The sequence below is a fragment of the Variovorax sp. GW821-FHT10C12 genome (assembly GCF_059415405.1).
On sequence record NZ_JBWKNE010000002.1, the window covers coordinates 641358 to 659497 of the forward strand.

An 18140-nucleotide genomic window follows, 5' to 3' on the forward strand; every position below is an offset into this window, starting at 1 on the left:
AAAGAACCCACCTCCATGGCTCCGCTGCTTCCCACTCTCCACGACCCTTCGCCGATCCGCCAGTACGACCGGGCCCAGCTCAAGCAGCTGTCCGACGAGGTGCGCGCCTGCGTGCTCGACAACGTCTCGCGCACCGGCGGCCACCTGAGCTCCAACCTCGGCACGGTCGAGCTGACGGTGGCGCTGCACCATGTGTTCAACACGCCGCACGACCGGCTGGTGTGGGACGTGGGCCACCAGACCTACCCGCACAAGATCCTCACGGGCCGGCGCGAGCGCATGCCCACGCTGCGCCAGCTCGGCGGCATCTCGGGCTTTCCGCAGCGCACCGAGAGCGAGTACGACACCTTCGGCACCGCCCACTCGTCGACCAGCATCTCGGCCGCGCTCGGCATGGCCATGGCGGCCAAGCAGAAGGGCGAGAAGCGCCATGCCGTGGCCATCATCGGCGACGGCGCGCTCACAGCCGGCATGGCCTTCGAGGCGCTCAACAACGCGGGCGTGTGCGACTGCAAGCTGCTGGTCATCCTGAACGACAACGACATGTCGATCAGCCCGCCGGTGGGCGCGCTCAACCGCTACCTCGCGCAGCTCATGAGCGGCAACTTCTACGCCGCCGCCAAGAGCGTCGGCAAGAGCGTGCTGCGCAACGCGCCGCCGCTGTTCGAGCTGGCCAAGCGCCTGGAGCAGCATGCCAAGGGCATGGTCGTGCCGGCCACGCTGTTCGAGCAGTTCGGCTTCAACTACGTCGGCCCCATCGACGGCCACGACATCGACTCGCTGGTGCCCACGCTCGAGAACCTCAAGCACCTGGACGGCCCGCAGTTCCTGCACGTGGTCACGAAAAAAGGGCAGGGCTACAAGCTCGCCGAGGCCGACCCGGTGGCCTACCACGGCCCGGGCAAGTTCGATCCGCAGGTGGGCCTGGTCAAGTCGACCACGGCCGCCAAGCAGACCTTCACGCAGGTCTTCGGCCAGTGGCTGTGCGACACGGCCGCGCACGACGGCCGCCTCGTGGGCATCACGCCCGCGATGCGCGAAGGCTCGGGGCTCGTGGAGTTCGAAAAGCGCTTCCCTGACCGCTACTACGACGTCGGCATCGCCGAGCAGCATGCCGTCACTTTCGCGGCCGGCCTGGCCTGCGAGGGCCTGAAGCCCGTGGTGGCGATCTACTCGACCTTCCTGCAGCGCGCCTACGACCAGCTGATCCACGACGTGGCGATCCAGAACCTGCCCGTGGTGTTCGCACTCGACCGCGCGGGCCTCGTGGGCGCCGACGGCGCCACGCATGCGGGCGCGTACGACATCCCGTTCCTGCGCTGCATTCCCAACATGAGCATCGCCTGCCCGGCCGACGAGCGCGAGTGCCGCCAGCTGCTGACGAGCGCCTACGAACAGAACCATCCGGTGGCCGTGCGCTACCCGCGCGGCGCGGGCGCCGGCACCACGCCGCACCTCACGCTCGACGCGCTGCCCTTCGGCAAGGGCGAGGTTCGCCGCGAAGGCCAGCGCATCGCCATCCTCGCGTTCGGCACCTTGCTGTACCCGGCGCTCACTGCGGCCGAGTCGCTCGACGCCACCGTGGTCAACATGCGCTGGGCCAAGCCGCTGGACGTCGAGTTGCTGCTGCAGGTCGCAGGCACGCACGACGCGCTCGTCACGCTCGAAGAGGGCGCCATCATGGGCGGCGCAGGCAGTGCGGTGGTCGAGGCCCTGCAGGCCGCCGGCGTGCAGAAGCCGGTGCTGCAGTTGGGCCTGCCCGACCGCTTCATCGAGCACGGCGATCCGGCCAAGCTGCTCGCATCGATCGGTCTCGATGCCGACGGCATTGCCGCCGCGATCAAGAAACGCTTCGTTTGACAAGAGGTCGCAGGGTAAACCCCCGCCGGCCACCTGTAAGCGCGTTTTTACAATCAAAAGGACTCACAAAAGTCCCTGACGCGGTCACAAGCCGCGTTTTGTTTTTTCCAAAGCACTCGGAGTGAATTCAATGGATCGTCGTTCCCTCATCAAAAACGCCGGCATCGCGGGCGTTCTGGCTGCCGGCATCGCGCCCGCGGTTCACGCGCAAGCCACCGTTCGCTGGCGTCTCGCATCGAGCTTTCCCAAGTCGCTGGACACCATCTTCGGCACCGCCGAGGTGTTCTCGAAGAGCGTGAGCGACATGACGGGCGGCAAGTTCCAGATCTCCGTGCACGCGGGCGGCGAGCTGATGCCCGCCTTCGGCGTGGTCGACGGCATCCAGAGCGGCGCCGTTGAAATGGCCCACACGGCGCCTTACTACTTCTACGGCAAGGACCCGACCTTCTGCCTGGGTTGCGCCGTGCCCTTCGGCATGAACACCCGCCAGCAGAACGCCTGGATGTACGAAGGCAACGGCCTGAAGCTGATGCGCGCCTTCTACGCCAAGTACAACATCATCAACCTGCCGGGCGGCAACACGGGCGCGCAGATGGGCGGCTGGTTCCGCAAGGAAATCAAGTCGGTCGCCGACCTGAAGGGCCTGAAGTTCCGCACCAACCCGTTCGCCGGCAAGGTGCTCGAGCCCTTCGGCGTGATCCCGCAATCGATCCCCGGCGCCGACCTGTACCCCGCGCTCGAAAAGGGCACGCTCGACGGTCTCGAATGGGTCGGCCCGTACGACGACCAGAAGCTGGGCTTCAACAAGATCGCCCCGTTCTACTACTACCCCGGCTGGTGGGAAGGCGGCCCCGAACTCGACTTCTACATCAACACCAAGGCATGGGAAGGCCTGTCGGCCGATTTCAAGGCCGTGGTCGAAGCGGCTGCCGCGCACGCCAACATCACGATGACGGCCAAGTACGACGCCAAGAACCCGATCGCGCTCAAGCAGCTCGTGGGCTCGGGCACCAAGCTGCGTCCGTTCTCGCAGGACGTGATGAACGCCGCCTTCAAGTCGGCCCAGCAGATCTACTCGGACCTGAACAACAGCAACCCCGAGTGGAAGAAAATCTACAGCGACTGGTCCAAGTTCCTGGCCGACCAGAACGCCTGGTTCCGCTACACCGAAGGCACCTTCGACCGCTTCATGCAACAGCAGAAGCTGTAAGGCACGCGGCGCCGCAACCCGGCGCTTCGCACCTCACAAGAAAAAAAGCCCCGCCGGTTTCGGCGGGGCTTTTTTCATTTGGACGCGGGGTCGGGTTCGGGGGAGGGCGGTGGCGCGGAGGGCAGCGTGCGCATCGCCACCTGTTCGCCGAACGCGATCAGCACCTGCGGATCGTAGGCATGGAACCAGGTGATGCCGCCGAAGCGCCGGCGCACCAGCAGGCGCGGCGCGATCACGCGCTCGAGCATGCGGATGTGCACCAGCTTGAGCTGCGCCACGTCCTGCGCGCTCACGCGCTTGTTCCACAGCCAGGTCTGCGTCAGCACGTCGCCTTCGAGGCGGGTGCGGCTGTAGACGATCCAGTAGCCGACCCAGATCACGCACAGGCCCGCCACGCCGAAGACGAACAGGCTGGTGGCCGACCAGCTGGTGGTGCGCAGCGACGGCAGGCTCCACAGCGCGAAGGCGAAGAGATCGACCACCAGCACCACCGCCAGCGTGCGCAGCAGCGGCGGGAAGGCGGCGCTTTCGAGCGGGCCGCCTTCTTGCGTTGCGGGGTGGTCGTTCGGGGCGTCGCCGGGGCGGGCGTCGCTCACGGCTTGGAGGCTTCGCCCGCCGCCGGGGCCGCCGGCGCCGGCGTTTCCTCGGGCGTCTTCTGGTTGCCGAACGGGTCTTCCATGTTCACGCCGTTGTCGGTGGCGGGCGGCGCGTTCGGGTCGACCGGCATGTCGAGGTTGACCTTGTCGATGTCGACGACCTTTTCCTTCTCGAGGAACACGGTCACCGTCTGCGGGAAGAAGATCACGATGGCCACCAGCAGCAGCTGCATCACGACCCAGGGCACGGCGCCCAGGTAGATGTCGCGCGACTCCACCTTCTTGGGCAACGCCCCGTTCTTGAACAGGGTGTCGGCGATGCCCCGCAAGTAGAACAGCGCGAAGCCGAAGGGCGGGTGCATGAACGAGGTCTGCATGTTCACGCACAGCAGCACGCCGAACCACACCATGTCGATGCCCAGCTTGTGGGCCACGGGGCCCAGCAGCGGCAGGATGATGAAGGCGATCTCGAAGAAGTCGAGGAAGAACGCCAGGAAGAACACGAAGATGTTGACCGCGATCAGGAAGCCGATCTGGCCGCCCGGCAGGCCCGAGAGCATGTGCTCGATCCACTTGGCGCCGTCCACGCCCTGGAACACCAGCGAGAACACGCGCGAGCCGATCAGGATGAACACCACCATGGCCGTGAGGCGCATGGTGCCTTCCATTGCGTCCTTCATCAGCGCCCAGTTCAGGCGCCGGTGAATGAGCGCCAGCACCAGCGCGCCGACCGCGCCCATGGCGCCGGCCTCGGTCGGCGTGGCGATGGCCTTGTCCATGAAGGGCAGGCCGCCCATCGAGCCGAGCACCGCGAAGATCAGGATGGCCGAGGGGATGATGCCGCGCAGGCACTTGCCCCACAGCGCCCAGCCGTGCAGCGTGCGCGCCGTGGCGGGCAGGCCGGGCACGTAGTGCGGGCGGATGCGCGAGACCAGGAAGGTGTAGATCGCGAAGATCACCACCTGCAGGATCGACGGGCCCCAGGCGCCCTTGTACATCTGGCCGACGTCGGTGCCGAGCTGGTCGGCCATGACGATCAGCACCAGCGAGGGCGGCACCAGCTGCGTGATGGTTCCCGAGGCGGCGAGCACGCCGGTCGAGTAACGCATGTTGTAGCCGTAGCGCATCATGACCGGCAGCGAGATCATCGCCATCGCGATCACCTGGCCGGCCACGGTGCCGGTGATGGCGCCGAGGATGAAGCCCACGATGATCACCGAGTAGCCCAGGCCGCCACGGATCGGGCCGAAGAGCTGGCCCATCGAGTCGAGCATGTCCTCGGCGAGCCCGCATTTCTCCAACACCGCTCCCATGAGCGTGAAGAACGGAATGGCCAGCAGCGTCTCGTTCGACAGGATGCCGAACACGTTGAGCGGCAGGTTGGCCATGAAGCCGGCCGGGAACCAGCCCATCTCGATGGCGAAGAAGCCGCAGATCAGGCCGAGGGCCGAGAGCGAAAACGCGACCGGAAACCCGATCAGCATGATCACCACGAGCCCCGCGAACATGATCGGGGCGAAATTTTCCATGTGCATGATGTCTACTTGTCCTGCGGTGCGGGCGGTGTCGGGGCGGTCTGGCGAAGCGCGACGAACGCCATCACTGCACCGGCTTCTCGTAGTGCGTGTTCATCTCGATCAGTCCGCGCAGGTAGGCGATGCGCTTGATGATCTCGGCGACACCTTGCAGGAACATCGTGCAGAAACCCACGGGCATCAGCAGCGCGGCGGGCCAGCGGATCAGCCCGCCGATGTTGCCCGACATCTCGCCCGACACCCAGGTGTTCCAGAAGAACGGCCAGGTGAGGTAGGTCATGAGACCCATCACCGGCAGCAGGAAGAAGGTCAGGCCGAACAGGTCGACATACACCGGCCCGTGGCCCTTGAGCTTGCCGTAGATGATGTCCACGCGCACGTGCTCGTTGTAGCGCAGCACCACCGGCGCACCGAGCATCACGGTGGCGGCGAACAGGTACCACTGGATCTCGAGGAAGGCGTTGTTGCTGAAGTCGAAGCCGTACCGGACGAAGGCGTTGGCGGCCGAGATGAGCGACGCGGCCAGAACCGCATAGCCGGCAAATTTGCCGAATTTTTCGCTGACCCAGTCCATGACGGCCGCGAATTTGAGGAATACAGACAAGGGGTGTCTCCCGCGAAGCCCAAGGTGAAGCGCCGGCCCCTGGTGGGGGCTGCGCGCAAAGCCCGCAATGGTATCTCGGTGAACCTTAGTATTGCCTTGACACAAACTCGGGTTTACCCGGAATCCGCGTCGCCAGAGGGCCTGTCGGGCGGTCGCCATAATGGCCCATGTCTTCGAGCCCGCCGCCTTCGACGCCCTTCGGTGCGGCGAGCCCGCCCCTGTCGATCGACTCGCCCGACATGCGCCGCGCCGGCCGCGATCTGCTTTCGCTGGCCCTCATCGACGCCCGCAACCACACGCTGCACCTGCTGTCCCTGTTCGAACAAGCGCTGGGCGAAAGCATGCGCGTGACGCAGCAGCCGGCCGTGCTGCCGCCGGTCTGGCTGGCCGGCCACATCGGCTGGTTCGCCGAATGGTGGATCGGGCGCAACACCCAGCGCGCCTTCGGCATCGACTGCCCCGTGCGCCCCACGCGGCTGGCCGCCATCGACCCCGACGCCGACGACTGGTGGAACCCGGCCCAGGGCGCGGCCGATCGCTGCTGGTCGCCCGACCTGCCGGGCCTGGGCCAGACCAAGGCCTACCTGCTCGAAACCCTCGAAAGCACGCTCGAGCTGCTCGAGAACGCCGCCGAGACCGATGCCGGCCTGTACTTCTACCGGCTGGCGCTGTTCCATGAAGACCTGCGCGGCGAACAGCTCGTGGTGCTGGCGCAGACGCTGGGCCTGCCGCTGAACATCGAGCAGCCGCCCACCGCCGTCACGCGCGAGCCGCTGCTGCTGCCGGCCACACGCTGGGAGCTCGGCCTGCCCGAGCACAGCGGCTTCCTGTTCGCGCAGGAAGGCGCGGCGCACCGCGTCGACGTGCCCGAGTTCGAGATCGACGCCCAGCCCGTCACCTGGGACCAGTACATCGAGTTCGTCGACGACGGCGGCTACGACCGCGAGGAGCTGTGGCACGGCGACGGCTGGCGCTGGCTCGCCGCGCAGACCGAAGGCCGGCGCGGACCGCGCCATGTGGAGCAGATCGGCGTGTCGCGCAACGGCACCGGCGGCTCGGTGCTGCAGCAGCGCTTCGGCGTCACCGTGCGCGCGGCCGGGCACCACAGCGCCGTGCACCTGAGCTGGTGGGAGGCCGACGCCTGGGCGCGCTGGGCCGGCCGGCGCATCGCGACTGAGGTCGAATGGGAAATCGCCGCCCACACGGCCGCGCGGCGGGGCTTCCGCTGGGCCGACGTGCACGAGTGGACCGCAGGCACGCTGCAACCCTGGCCGGGCTTCCGGGCCGATCCGTGGAGCGCCGGCGGCGAGTTCGATCCGGTGGCCGCCTTCGGCCGCGCGCGCGTGCTGCGCGGCGCCTCGTTCGCGACGCGCGCGCGCCTGCGTTCGCCGCGTCGCCGTGGCTTTGCGCTGCCCGACAGCGACGACGGCTTCTTCGGCTTTCGCACCTGCGCGCTGTAGCCGTCTTCAGGGCCGCTCGCCGCCAGCCTCCGACGACAGCGGCGGCGCCACTTCCTCCAGCGGCTTGCGTTCCGCATCGGCCGCGTGGCGCAACGCCAGCAGCCCCGCGACGATGACCAGCGCGGCGCCGATCAGGTAGCCCACCATCACCGCGCCGCGGCTGCCGGTCTCGATCAGCATCCCGAACAGCACCGGCGCCGCGAAGCCGCCCGCGCCCATGCCGATGGCATAGAAGATCGCGATGGCCATGGCGCGCATCTCCAGCGGGAACACCTCGCTCACCGTCAGGTAGGCCGAGCTGGCCGCCGCCGACGCCAGGAAGAACACCGCCGACCAGCACAGCGCCTGGCTGCGCGCGTCGAGCCAGCCCTGCATGAAGGCCCAGCCCGTGAGCGCCAGGCCCACGCCGGCCAGCACATAGGTCAGCGCGATCATCCGGCGCCGGCCCACGCTGTCGAACAGCGGGCCCAGCAGCAGCGGCCCCAGCACGTTGCCCAGCGCGAACGGAAAGATGTACAGCGCCACGCGGCCCTCGGCCACGCCGTAGAAGCGCGTGAGCACCAGCGCGTAGGTGAAGAAGATCGCGTTGTAGAAAAAGGCCTGCGACACCATGAGCGCCGTCGCCACCACGCTGCGCGCCGGATAGCGCCGCAGCAGCACGCGCGCCACCTCGCGCATCGGCGGGCTGTTGGGGCGCGCGGCGGTGTACATCACGTGGCCGCGCGCGGCGGGCAGCGGGCCGTGCTGCATTTCGACTTCGCGCTCAATGTCCGCGACGATGCGCTCGGCCTCATCCGCGCGTCCGTGCGCGATGAGCCAGCGCGGGCTCTCGGGCACGTGGCGGCGCACCAGCAGGATCGCCACCGCCAGCACCGCGCCCAGCGCGAAGCCCGCGCGCCAGCCCCACACGGGGCCGATCACGCGCGCATCGAGCAGCACGAGGCTCAGCGCCGCGCCGAGCGCCGCACCGATCCAGAAGCTGCCGTTGATCGCCAGGTTGACGCGCCCGCGCACGCGCGCCGGAATGAGTTCGTCGATGGCCGAGTTGATGGCCGCGTACTCGCCGCCGATGCCCAGCCCCGTGACGAAGCGGCACAGCGCGAAGAAGGCGAAGTTGGGGGAGAAGGCCGTGGCCAGCGTGCCCAGCGTGTAGACCACGAGCGTGAGCAGGAAGAGCTTCTTGCGCCCGAGCCGGTCGGTGAGCCGGCCGAACACCAGCGCGCCGATCACCGCGCCCGCGATGTAGATCGAGCCCGACCAGCCGATTTCTGCGGCCGTGAGCCCGAGCGTGTCGGGCCGCTCCAGCACCGCGCCGATGGAGCCCACCAGCGTGACCTCGAGGCCGTCGAGGATCCAGGCCACGCCCAGCGCGATCACCACGCGCCAATGCCAGCGCGACCACGGCAGGCGGTCCAGGCGGGCAGGGATGTCGCTGCGCAGAACCGTCATGCGGGGCATTATGCGAAGCGCATCACCCCCGCGTTGTAGGACCGGCGCTGCAATGCGCCGGTCTGCCCAGAGGTGCTTCAGGCCGCGACGGCCGCCGTCACCTGCCGGATGCCCATGGCTTTCAGCGTGTCGGCAATGGCCGCGACCGCGCCCGGGATGCCTGCGTCGCCGAAGTGCCCCATGCAACCCACGCGGAAGGTCTCGACCTGCGTCAGCTTGCCGGGGTAGAGGATGTAGCCGCGCTTCTTCACCTCCTGGTAGAAGGTCTTGAAGTTGTAGTTGGCATCGTCCGGCGCATGGAAGGTGACGATGATCGGCGCCTGGATGGCCGGGTCGAGAAAAGGCCGGAAGCCCAGCGTGGCGAGGCCGTCGACCAGCGCCTTGCAGTTGCGCGTGTAGCGCCCGCCGCGCGCGGGCAGGCCGCCTTCCTCGATGTACTGCGCAATGGCGGTGTCGAGCGCGGCCACCACGTGCGTGGGCGGCGTGAAGCGCCACTGCGTGGTCTTCTCCATGTAGACCCACTGGTCGTACAGGTCCATGCTCAGCGAGTGGCAATTGCCTTCGCACTTCTCGAGCGTGCTGCGCTTGATGACGACGAAGCCCATGCCCGGCACGCCTTCGAGGCACTTGCCCGAGGCGGCGACCACGGCGTCGAAGGGCGTCTTGCGCGCGTCGATCTCCAGCGCGCCGAAGGAGCTCATCGCGTCGATGATCAGGCCGCGCCCGTGCTTGGCGACAACGAGCGCGATCTCGTGCAGCGGGTTGAGCACGCCCGCGCCGGTTTCGCAGTGCACCACCGCGACGTGCGTGATGGACGGGTCGGCCGCGAGCGCGCGGTCGACGTCGGCGGGCGAGACCTGTTTCTCTTCAGTGTAGTCGATGGTGGTGAGCTTGCGGCCCAGCACCTTGCAGATCTTGGCCAGGCGCTGGCAGTAGGCGCCGTTGCTCGGCACCAGCACATGGCCGTTGCGCGGCACGATCGTGCCGATGGCCGCTTCGACCGAGAAGGTGCCGCTGCCTTGCAGGGGCACGCATTCGTGCGTGCCCGTGCCGTGCACGATGTTGAGCACTTCCTTGCGGATGCGCGCCGTGATCTGGTTGAAGTCGGCGTCCCATGAACCCCAGTCGCGCAGCATCGCTTGGCGGGTGCGGTCCGAGGTGGTCAGGGGGCCGGGCGTGAGCAGGATGGGGTGGGCGGCTTGACTCATGGTGTCTCCAGGCAGGGAAAGGGAATGAGGGGCGAGAGGTGAGGGGTTCGTTCAGCCGCGGCCGAGGTTGCGCCAGGCCTGCGTGCGTGCGAGCAGCACGCGGGTGAGCAGTGCGTAGGCGATGCACACCAGCGTCGAGGTGACGACGATCAGGCTGGCCAGCGCGGCGGCCGGGCCGATGTCGCCGGCGTCGTCCAGGTGCATGATCGCGACCGACGCGAGGATGGTCTCCGGCGTGTACAAGAAGATGGCGCACGAGAGGCTGGCCATCGACACCACGAAGAAGTAGCGCCCGATGTCCAGGATGGCCGGCAGGCACACCGGCACCGTCACGCGCAGGAAGGTCTTGAAGAACGGCACCTTGAGCGACGCCGACACGGCCTCGAACTCGTTGTCGATCTGCTTGAGCGCCGTCACCGCCGTGAGGTGGCTCGAGGTGTAGTAGTGCACCACCATCGAGATCACCAGGATCGCCATCGTCTGGTACAGGAAGTTCAGCGGGTTGGACGGATGGTTGAAGAACATCACGTAGCCCAGGCCCAGCACCAGGCCCGGCACCGCCATCGACAGCACCGCCATCAGGTGCATGCCCTTGCGCATGAGGCCCAGGTTGCGCGTCTTCTCGATCAGGTAGGCGCCCACGAACACGATGAGCGAGCCGGCCACCGCGGTGACCATGGCCACGAGCAGGCTGTTGCCGTAGGCGGCGGCCATGTCGCTTTCCACCAGCACGAAGTGGTAGTGCTTGAGCGTGAACGACAGGTCGTAGGGCCACAGCGAGATCGCAGACGTGTAGATCGCCATGCCGATGGTGGCCAGCAGCAGGCTGCAGACCACGGTGCAGAACAGCGTGAGCAGCGCATCGGCCACCTTGCGTGGCTTGGGTGTGTAGGGCACCGAGCGCGCCGTGAGCTGCGCCTTCAGCTTGCGCCGCACCACGTAGTCGATCACGAACGAGATGATCGACGGAATGAGCAGCAGCATGCCCACCACCGCGCCGATGGAGAAGTTGTGCTGGCCCACCACCTGCTTGAACACGTCGACCGACAGCACGTTGAAGTTGCCGCCGATCACCTTGGGCGCGCCGAAGTCGCTGACCACGTAGGTGAAGACCACCGTGGCCGCGCTGATCAGGCCGTACTTGCACGAGGGCAGGGTGATCGTCATGAACTGACGGAACGGGCGCGTGCGCAGGGCGGTGGCCGCCTCGTACAGCCGGCCGTCGGCCAGCGACAGCGCGGTGACCAGGATCATCAGCGCGTGCGGAAAGGTGTTGTAGACCTCGGCCAGGATGATCCCGGGCGCGCCGTAGATCGAGGCGCCGCCCAGCAGGAACTTGAGTGCGCCCTGGTTGCCGAACCACTGCACGAACGAAATGGCCGACAGCAGCGAGGGCGCGAGCAGCGGAATGAGCGCGATGAGCCGGAACACCGCCTTCAGCGGCGCCGGCATGCGGCTGCGCGTGAGCGCGTAGGCGAACACGAAGGCCGTGGGCACCGAGATCATCACCACCGCGGCCGACACCCACACCGAGTTCCAGGCCGCGCGCAGCAGGCTCGGCGTCTGGAAGTAGGTGATGAAGTGGGCGAGGCCGACGAAGCGGCCGTTCTTGTCCTGCACCGCGTGGGCCAGGATGGTCAAGAGCGGCGCGATGAGGAACACGAACAGCATCGCCATCACCACGAACAGGATGGCGCGTGCGATGGTCTCGTCGCGGCTCCAGCGCAGGGCGGGGCGCGCGGCCAAAGCCGGGCGGGGGTGTGCCAGCGTGTTCATGGCTTCGACGTGCGCGCGGCAAAGGCGCGGATGCGGTTGGCGCGCAGCGCGATGTCGATCGTGTTGCCTTCGCGGATGTCCAGGTCATGCAGCTGGTTCAGCGAGAAGTGCAGGCCCAGCGTCTGGCCGTGCAGCGCGTCGGCCGTCACTTCGGCAATGCACAGGCCGCCCAGGAACTCGACCTTCGTGACCTTGGCCTGCAGGCGGTTGGGCGTGTCCTCGCGCAGGTGTTCCACCGCGCGGTCTTCGGGCCGCAGGTACAGGTTGACCGCGTCGCCGGGCTCGAAGGCGCCGTCGCAGGCGTCGCACTGCAGCTCCATGTCGCCGACCTGGAAGCGCTGGTTGCCCAGCGCCATCGCGCGCAGCACGTTGACCTTGCCCACGAAGTCGGCCACGAAGGGCGTGGCCGGCTGCTCGTAGATTTCCATCGGCGTGCCGACCTGCTCGATCACGCCGTGGTTCATCACCACGATGCGGTCGGCCATCGACAGCGCTTCTTCCTGGTCGTGCGTGACCATGATGGTCGTGATGCCGACCTGCTTTTGCAGCCGGCGAATCTCGCCGCGCAGGCGGATGCGCTCCAGCGCGTCGAGCGCCGACAGCGGCTCGTCCAGCAGCAGCAGGCCGGGCCGCGTGGCCAGTGCGCGGGCCAGGGCCACGCGCTGTTGCTGGCCGCCCGAGAGCTGGCTCGGGTACTTGGCGCCCGAGGTCGGCAGGCCGACCAGCTTCAGCAGCTCGTCGACGCGTGCCTTGATCTCACCCCTTTTCGCGCGGCTGTTGACGAGGCCGTAGCCCACGTTCTCGGCGATCGACAGGTTGGGAAAAAGCGCATACGACTGGAACACGATGCCGTAGTCGCGCTTGTCCGGCGAGAGCCACGAGACGTCCTTGCCGTTCTGCAGGATCTGCCCGGCGGTCTGCGTCTCCAGGCCCGCGATGATGCGCAGCAGCGTGGTCTTGCCGCAGCCCGAGGGGCCGAGAAAGCACAGCATCTCGCCCGGGTTCACGCGCAGGTGCACGTCGCGCAGCGCGCTGAAGGTCTCGAAGTCCTTGCGAACACCGACGATCTCGAGGGCCGCGGGCGGGGCCGAGGTGGGAGTCAACTGGCTGGCGATGAAGCGGGTGTCGGTCATGTCCATTTTTCGCACTCGTCGTTGGAGGGCGTCACCAGCTGCGGCGGCACCCTTGAATTGAAAACCGGGGGATGCCGTCGGGCTTACTTGGGTTCGGCCTTGCCTTCGTAGCGCTTGCTCCATTCGGCCAGGATGCGTTCGCGGTTCTTGGCAGCCCAGTTCAGGTCGTTCTTGGCCAGCAGCTTCTCGTAGTTGTCCGGAATGCCTTCCAGCTTGGAGACCACGCCCGGGTAGGCCACCACGGCCCACCAGCGCGCGCTGATCTGGTTGGCGTCCTTGCTCGCCATCCAGTCGGCAAAGCGCTTGCCCTGCGCCAGCTTCGTGCTGGTCTTCATGAGGCTGGTGGCCTCGATGTCCCAGCCCAGGCCTTCCTTGGGGAAGATCAGGTCGACCGGTGCGCCCGACTTCTTCACCTGGTGCGCGCGGAACTCGAACGAGATGCCGATGGGGAACTCGCCCGCGCCCGCCTGCTTGCAGGGCTTGGAGCCCGAGTGCACGTACTGCGCGATGTTCTGGTGCAGCGCGTCCATGTACTTCCAGCCTTCGGCGTCGCCCATGTTCTGCAGCCAGTACGACACGTCGAGGTAGCCGGTGCCGCTGGAGGCGGGGTGCGGCATCGAGATCGTGCCCTTGTAGACGGGCTTGGTCAGGTCCTTCCAGCTCTCGGGCTTGGGCAGGCCGAGCTTCTTGGCCTCGACCGTGTTGAAGCAGATGGTCGCGGCCCACACGTCCATGCCGACCCAGGCGGGCGGGCGCGCGGCGTCGGAGTACGCGGGGTTCAGCTCCTTGAAGCCCTTGGGCTCATAAGGAAGCAGCATGCCTTCCTGCTGCAGCAGCGCCAGGCTGCTGGCGGCCAGGCCGGCCACCACGTCGGCCTGCGGGTTGGCTTTTTCGGCCAGCAGCTTGGCGGTGACGATGCCGGTGGAGTCGCGCACCCACTTCACCTCGATGTCGGGGTTGGCCTTCTCGAACGCGTCCTTGTACAGCTTCATGGCGTCGGTCTCGAGCGCCGTGTAGACCAGGAGCGGCGTCTTTTGCGCCCACGCACTGCCGGACACGAGGCCGAGGGCCGCAACACACAGGGCGGCCGTGAGACGGCGCGTGCTTTGTTTCATCGTCATCTGTTTCTCCTGAAAGGCTGGCTGTCACTGAAGAAGGGTGAGGGCTGGCGCCGGCGCGAGGGTGGGCAACGCCATCCGGTGTTTGCAATGTAGGTTGCTGATTGATGACTGTCAATAAAAAATTGTTGACAGTTGACGATCCTTCGGGAAAATACGCCCCATGGTCACCAGCAATCACTCCGCCGCCCTCGCGTTCCTCCAGTCCAGCTCGCTGCCGATGCTGATGCAGGAAGAAATCGAGCGTTTGATCATGACGGGCGAGCTCCCCGTGGGCAGCCGCATCAACGAGAGCGAGCTCTCGCAGCGCTTCAATACCAGCCGCGGCCCGATCCGCGAGGCGTTGCGCGCACTGGAAGAGGCGGGCCTCGTGCGCAACGAGAAGAACCGCGGCGTCTTCGTGCGCGAGATCGCGTTCGAGGAGGCCGACGAGATCTACGAACTGCGCGAGGCGCTGGAAGAAATCATCGGCCGGCGCGTGGCCCTGGCCATCCAGCCCGACGCCGTGGAGCGCCTGCGCGCCATGGTCGACGCCATGCGCTCGGCGGCCCAGGCACAGGACGTGGAGCAGTACGCGCAGCTCAACCTGCAGTTCCACGAGATCCTGCTCGACACCGCCGGCAGCAAGAAGCTCACTGAAACCTACAAGCGGCTCGTCAAGGAGCTGCACCTTTTCAGAATGCGCGCGCTCGACAGCGGCGGCGGCCTGCGGGTCTCGGCCGACGAGCACAGCCACATCGTCGACGCCATCGCCAGCGGCAACCCCGACACGGCAGGGCGCGCGCTGCGCGAACACGTGGCCGGCAGCCGCGCACGCATGCACAAGGCCTTCGGCCGCATCGACGGCGATGCGTCCAGCTTCAGCAACACCACCGCTACCCCGAACCACCCACCCCAAAAGGAAGTCTGAAATGACACCGGAGACACTTGAAGTCAATGCCAGGAGCTATCGCTGGATGGCGCGTCCGATCGTGGTCGTGTGCGTGGACGGCTGCGAGCCGGCCTACCTCGACGCGGCCATCGAAGCCGGCGTGGCGCCCTACATCGCCCGCATGCGCAAGGACGGTGCCGATCTGCTCGCCGATTGCGTCGTGCCCTCGTTCACCAACCCGAACAACCTGTCGATCGTGACCGGCGCGCCGCCTGCGGTGCACGGCATCTGCGGCAACTACTTCTTCGACCGTGAGCTGGGCCAGGAAGTGATGATGAACGACCCCAAGTACCTGCGCGCCGGCACCGTGCTCGCGGCCTTCGCCGATGCGGGTGCCAAGCTCGCGGTGGTCACGGCCAAGGACAAGCTGCGCAAGCTGCTGGGCCACAAGATGAAGGGCATCTGCTTCTCGTCGGAGAAGTCGGACCAGGTGACGATGGAAGAGAACGGCATCGACAACGTGCTCGACATGGTCGGCATGCCCGTGCCCTCGGTGTACAGCGCGGAGCTGTCGGAGTTCGTGTTCGCCGCCGGCGTGAAGCTGATGGAGTCGCAGCGCCCCGACCTGATGTACCTGTCGACCACCGACTACGTGCAGCACAAGGCCGCGCCGGGCAGCCCCGCAGCGAACGCCTTCTACCAAATGATGGACGGCTACCTCGCACAGCTCGATGCACTGGGCGCCACCATCGTGCTCACCGCCGACCACGGCATGAACGACAAGCATGGCGCCGACGGCTCGCCCAACGTGATCTACCTGCAGGACGTGCTCGACGGCTGGTACGGCGCCGAAAAGGCCCGCGTGATCCTGCCGATCACCGATCCGTACGTGGTGCATCACGGCGCGCTCGGTTCCTTCGCCACTGTGTACGCACCCGACGAAGCCAGCGTGCCGGGCTGGATCGAACGCATCAAGGGCATTCCGGGCATGGAGCTCGTGCTCTCGCGCGCCGAAGCCGCCAAGCGCTTCGAGCTGCCGCCGGACCGCATCGGCGACATCGTGGTGGTGAGCGAGCAGAGCACCGTCATCGGCACCGCCGCCAGCCGCCATGACCTGTCGGCGCTCGAAGTGCCGCTGCGCTCGCACGGCGGTGTGTCCGAGCAGAAGGTGCCGCTGATCTGCAACCGCCCGGTCGAAGGCATTGCACCCGGGCGCCGGCTGCGCAACTTCGATGCGCTCGACCTCGCCCTGAACCACGCACGCTGAAGCCACACGGAGCAAGCACTCATGAGCCAAGCCATCCTGAAGCCAGGCACCGTCCACCGCGAAGCGCTGCGCATCGCCGGCGAGAAAGTCCACCGCGACCGCACCATCGAGGTCACCTACCCGTACACCGGCGAAGTGATCGCCACCGTGCCCAAGGCCACGCTGGACGACGTGCGCAATGCCCTGCGCATCGCCCGCGACTACAAGCCCACGCTCACGCGCTACGAGCGCTACAAGATCCTCATGCGCGCCGGCGAGATCATCGCCTCGCGTCTCGATGAAATGTCGCGCACCATCACGCTCGAATCAGGCCTGTCGCGCAAGGACTCGCTGTACGAAGTGGGCCGCGCCTCCGACGTGCTGCTGTTCGCCGCCAACCAGGCGCTGGTGGACGACGGCCAGGTGTTCTCCTGCGACCTCACGCACCACGGCAAGAGCCGCAAGGTCTACACGATGCGCGAGCCGCTGCTGGGCGCCATCACCGCCATCACGCCGTTCAACCACCCGCTGAACCAGGTGATCCACAAGGTGGCGCCGGCCATTGCGACCAACAACCGCATCGTCTTGAAGCCCAGCGAGAAGACGCCGCTCACGGCCTTCCTGCTGGCCGACATCCTGTACGAAGCCGGCCTGCCGCCGCAGATGCTGTCGGTGCTCACGGGTGACCCGAAGGAAATTGCCGACGAGCTGCTCACCAACGCCGACGTCGACCTCGTCACCTTCACGGGCGGCGTGCCCATCGGCAAGTACATCGCGGGAAAGGCCACCTACAAGCGCCAGATTTTGGAGCTGGGTGGCAACGACCCGATCATCGTGATGGAAGACGCGGACATTGAAGAAGCGGCGACGCTGGCTGCCAACGGGTCTTACAAGAACTCGGGGCAGCGTTGCACGGCGGTGAAGCGCATGCTGGTGCATGAGTCGGTCGCAGACCGCTTCGTCGAGCTGCTGGTCGAGAAGACCCGCGCGCTGAAATACGGCGACCCGATGGACCCCGACACCGACATGGGCACCGTGATCGACGAGGCGGCTGCCAAGCAGTTCGAAGCCGTCGTCAACGAAGCCATCGCGGCCGGTGCGAAGCTGCTGTACGGCAACGAGCGCCGCGGCGCGCTGTACTCGCCCACCGTGCTCGACCACGTCGACCCCGAGATGACCGTCGCCAAGCACGAGACCTTCGGCCCCGTGTCGCCGGTGATCCGCTTCAAGAACATCGACGAGGCGATCCGCATCTCCAATGGCACGGCCTACGGCCTGTCGTCCTCGATCTGCACCAACCGCCTGGACTACATCACGCGCTTCATCCGCGAGCTGAACGTGGGCAGCGTCAATGTGCGCGAAGTGCCCGGCTACCGCCTGGAGCTCACGCCCTTCGGCGGCATCAAGGATTCGGGCCTGGGCTACAAGGAAGGCGTGCTCGAAGCGATGAAGAGCTTCACCAACACCAAGACCTACTCGCTGCCCTGGTAACCATGAGCCTCAGCATCCCCGACATCGTCGGCCTCTTCGAAACCAAGGGCCATGCGCAGTACGACGGCGAGCCGGTCACGCAGCTGGAGCACGCGCTGCAGTCGGCGCACCTGGCCGAGCAGGAGGGGGCGGACAGCGCGCTGATCGCCGCCGCCCTGCTGCACGACCTGGGCCACCTGCTGCACGACTTCGGCGGCACGCCGACGCAGCAGGGGCTGGACGACCTGCACCAGTACCGCTGCCTGCCGTTCCTGCGCGCGCTGTTCGGCCCGGCCACGCTGGAGCCGATCCGGTTGCATGTGGACGCCAAGCGCTTCCTGTGCGCGCGCGTGCCCGGCTACCTGGAGGCGCTGTCGCCCGACTCGAAGCGCAGCCTGCAGTTGCAGGGCGGCGTCTTCGACGAGGCACAGGCCAAGGCTTTCGAGACGCTGCCGTATGCGATGGACGCAGTGCGCCTGCGGCAGTGGGACGACACGGCCAAGCTGGCCGATGCCGACATGCCCGGTCTCGCGCACTTCGTGCGGCACCTCGAGATCAGTTCCGCCGAACACCGGCAAGCCCTCACCACCGCTTAAGGCACACG

General features: G+C 67.1%; 15 protein-coding genes. 7 read left to right on the forward strand and 8 right to left on the reverse strand.

From position 1 onward, the window contains the following. Nucleotides 1–15 precede the first annotated feature (15 nt). Both dxs and AC07OH_RS16280 read left to right on the forward strand, forming a co-directional pair. Entirely contained in the window at nucleotides 16–1860 is a 1845-nt protein-coding gene (dxs, locus tag AC07OH_RS16275; protein ID WP_159277877.1) for a 1-deoxy-D-xylulose-5-phosphate synthase, read from the forward strand. A 130-nt stretch (nucleotides 1861–1990) separates the two neighbouring features. Beyond that, nucleotides 1991–3070 carry a TRAP transporter substrate-binding protein gene (locus AC07OH_RS16280; protein ID WP_354347505.1) on the forward strand — a complete coding sequence of 360 codons (1080 nt, stop codon included), beginning with the start codon at nucleotides 1991–1993 and terminating at the stop codon, nucleotides 3068–3070. A gap of 74 nt (nucleotides 3071–3144) precedes the next feature. Here AC07OH_RS16280 and AC07OH_RS16285 read toward each other — a convergent pair whose 3' ends face one another. From AC07OH_RS16285 to AC07OH_RS16295, 3 genes are all read right to left on the reverse strand, one after another. Continuing rightward, nucleotides 3145–3666 carry a hypothetical protein gene (locus AC07OH_RS16285; protein WP_307637887.1) on the reverse strand — a complete coding sequence of 174 codons (522 nt, stop codon included), beginning with the start codon at nucleotides 3664–3666 and terminating at the stop codon, nucleotides 3145–3147. Then, nucleotides 3663–5201, reverse strand: coding sequence for a TRAP transporter large permease (locus tag AC07OH_RS16290; protein ID WP_062468805.1), 1539 nt, complete (start codon nucleotides 5199–5201; stop codon nucleotides 3663–3665). The genes AC07OH_RS16285 and AC07OH_RS16290 overlap by 4 nt, the downstream gene beginning before the upstream one ends. A 64-nt stretch (nucleotides 5202–5265) precedes the next feature. Continuing rightward, the gene (locus tag AC07OH_RS16295) at nucleotides 5266–5805 is read right to left on the reverse strand and encodes a TRAP transporter small permease subunit (RefSeq protein WP_489062425.1); all 540 of its coding nucleotides are present in this window, start codon (nucleotides 5803–5805) and stop codon (nucleotides 5266–5268) included. A 167-nt stretch (nucleotides 5806–5972) separates the two neighbouring features. Here AC07OH_RS16295 and AC07OH_RS16300 point away from each other — a divergent pair, with 167 nt between their 5' ends. Next, nucleotides 5973–7265 (forward strand): SUMF1/EgtB/PvdO family nonheme iron enzyme, encoded by a 1293-nt coding sequence (locus AC07OH_RS16300; RefSeq protein ID WP_495301385.1) that lies wholly within the window; start codon nucleotides 5973–5975, stop codon nucleotides 7263–7265. Nucleotides 7266–7271: 6 nt separating this feature from the next. On the opposite strand, the gene AC07OH_RS16305 is transcribed toward AC07OH_RS16300, so the two are convergent. From AC07OH_RS16305 to AC07OH_RS16325, 5 genes are all read right to left on the reverse strand, one after another. Next, entirely contained in the window at nucleotides 7272–8714 is a 1443-nt protein-coding gene (locus tag AC07OH_RS16305; protein ID WP_495301386.1) for an MFS transporter, read from the reverse strand. A gap of 77 nt (nucleotides 8715–8791) precedes the next feature. Continuing rightward, nucleotides 8792–9922: a 2-aminoethylphosphonate--pyruvate transaminase gene (locus AC07OH_RS16310; RefSeq protein ID WP_307584858.1), complete on the reverse strand. Its 1131-nt coding sequence runs from the start codon at nucleotides 9920–9922 to the stop codon at nucleotides 8792–8794. A 51-nt stretch (nucleotides 9923–9973) separates the two neighbouring features. Next, a complete protein-coding gene (locus AC07OH_RS16315) occupies nucleotides 9974–11698 on the reverse strand; it encodes a putative 2-aminoethylphosphonate ABC transporter permease subunit (RefSeq protein WP_495301387.1) in 1725 nt (574 codons plus the stop codon). Next, entirely contained in the window at nucleotides 11695–12837 is a 1143-nt protein-coding gene (locus AC07OH_RS16320; RefSeq protein WP_095744307.1) for a putative 2-aminoethylphosphonate ABC transporter ATP-binding protein, read from the reverse strand. Before AC07OH_RS16320 ends, AC07OH_RS16315 begins: the two co-directional genes overlap by 4 nt. 77 nt (nucleotides 12838–12914) lie before the next feature. Next, a complete protein-coding gene (locus tag AC07OH_RS16325) occupies nucleotides 12915–13952 on the reverse strand; it encodes a putative 2-aminoethylphosphonate ABC transporter substrate-binding protein (protein WP_495301388.1) in 1038 nt (345 codons plus the stop codon). Between the two features lie 160 nt (nucleotides 13953–14112). On the opposite strand from AC07OH_RS16325, the gene AC07OH_RS16330 reads away from it, so the two are divergent. Genes AC07OH_RS16330 through AC07OH_RS16345 form a run of 4 tightly spaced genes read left to right on the forward strand, consistent with a single transcriptional unit; the run spans nucleotide 14113 to nucleotide 18132 of the window. Continuing rightward, nucleotides 14113–14859: a phosphonate utilization associated transcriptional regulator gene (locus AC07OH_RS16330; protein WP_495301389.1), complete on the forward strand. Its 747-nt coding sequence runs from the start codon at nucleotides 14113–14115 to the stop codon at nucleotides 14857–14859. A gap of 1 nt (nucleotide 14860) precedes the next feature. After that, on the forward strand, nucleotides 14861–16087 hold the full coding sequence (gene phnA / locus AC07OH_RS16335) for a phosphonoacetate hydrolase (RefSeq protein WP_062468779.1): 1227 nt from the start codon (nucleotides 14861–14863) through the stop codon (nucleotides 16085–16087). A gap of 21 nt (nucleotides 16088–16108) precedes the next feature. Then, nucleotides 16109–17557: a phosphonoacetaldehyde dehydrogenase gene (phnY, locus tag AC07OH_RS16340; protein WP_095747021.1), complete on the forward strand. Its 1449-nt coding sequence runs from the start codon at nucleotides 16109–16111 to the stop codon at nucleotides 17555–17557. Between the two features lie 2 nt (nucleotides 17558–17559). After that, nucleotides 17560–18132: a phosphonate degradation HD-domain oxygenase gene (locus AC07OH_RS16345; protein ID WP_070063972.1), complete on the forward strand. Its 573-nt coding sequence runs from the start codon at nucleotides 17560–17562 to the stop codon at nucleotides 18130–18132. Nucleotides 18133–18140: the final 8 nt, after the last annotated feature.

Coding starts and splice junctions, on each gene's coding strand:
- AC07OH_RS16290 (WP_062468805.1), bottom strand. CDS start 5,201: ATGCACATGGAAAATTTCGCCCCGATCATGTTCGCGGGGCTCGTGGTG.
- AC07OH_RS16300 (WP_495301385.1), top strand. CDS start 5,973: ATGTCTTCGAGCCCGCCGCCTTCGACGCCCTTCGGTGCGGCGAGCCCG.
- AC07OH_RS16325 (WP_495301388.1), bottom strand. CDS start 13,952: ATGACGATGAAACAAAGCACGCGCCGTCTCACGGCCGCCCTGTGTGTT.
- AC07OH_RS16305 (WP_495301386.1), bottom strand. CDS start 8,714: ATGACGGTTCTGCGCAGCGACATCCCTGCCCGCCTGGACCGCCTGCCG.
- AC07OH_RS16315 (WP_495301387.1), bottom strand. CDS start 11,698: ATGAACACGCTGGCACACCCCCGCCCGGCTTTGGCCGCGCGCCCCGCC.
- AC07OH_RS16345 (WP_070063972.1), top strand. CDS start 17,560: ATGAGCCTCAGCATCCCCGACATCGTCGGCCTCTTCGAAACCAAGGGC.
- AC07OH_RS16330 (WP_495301389.1), top strand. CDS start 14,113: ATGGTCACCAGCAATCACTCCGCCGCCCTCGCGTTCCTCCAGTCCAGC.
- dxs (WP_159277877.1), top strand. CDS start 16: ATGGCTCCGCTGCTTCCCACTCTCCACGACCCTTCGCCGATCCGCCAG.
- phnY (WP_095747021.1), top strand. CDS start 16,109: ATGAGCCAAGCCATCCTGAAGCCAGGCACCGTCCACCGCGAAGCGCTG.
- AC07OH_RS16280 (WP_354347505.1), top strand. CDS start 1,991: ATGGATCGTCGTTCCCTCATCAAAAACGCCGGCATCGCGGGCGTTCTG.
- AC07OH_RS16320 (WP_095744307.1), bottom strand. CDS start 12,837: ATGGACATGACCGACACCCGCTTCATCGCCAGCCAGTTGACTCCCACC.
- AC07OH_RS16310 (WP_307584858.1), bottom strand. CDS start 9,922: ATGAGTCAAGCCGCCCACCCCATCCTGCTCACGCCCGGCCCCCTGACC.
- phnA (WP_062468779.1), top strand. CDS start 14,861: ATGACACCGGAGACACTTGAAGTCAATGCCAGGAGCTATCGCTGGATG.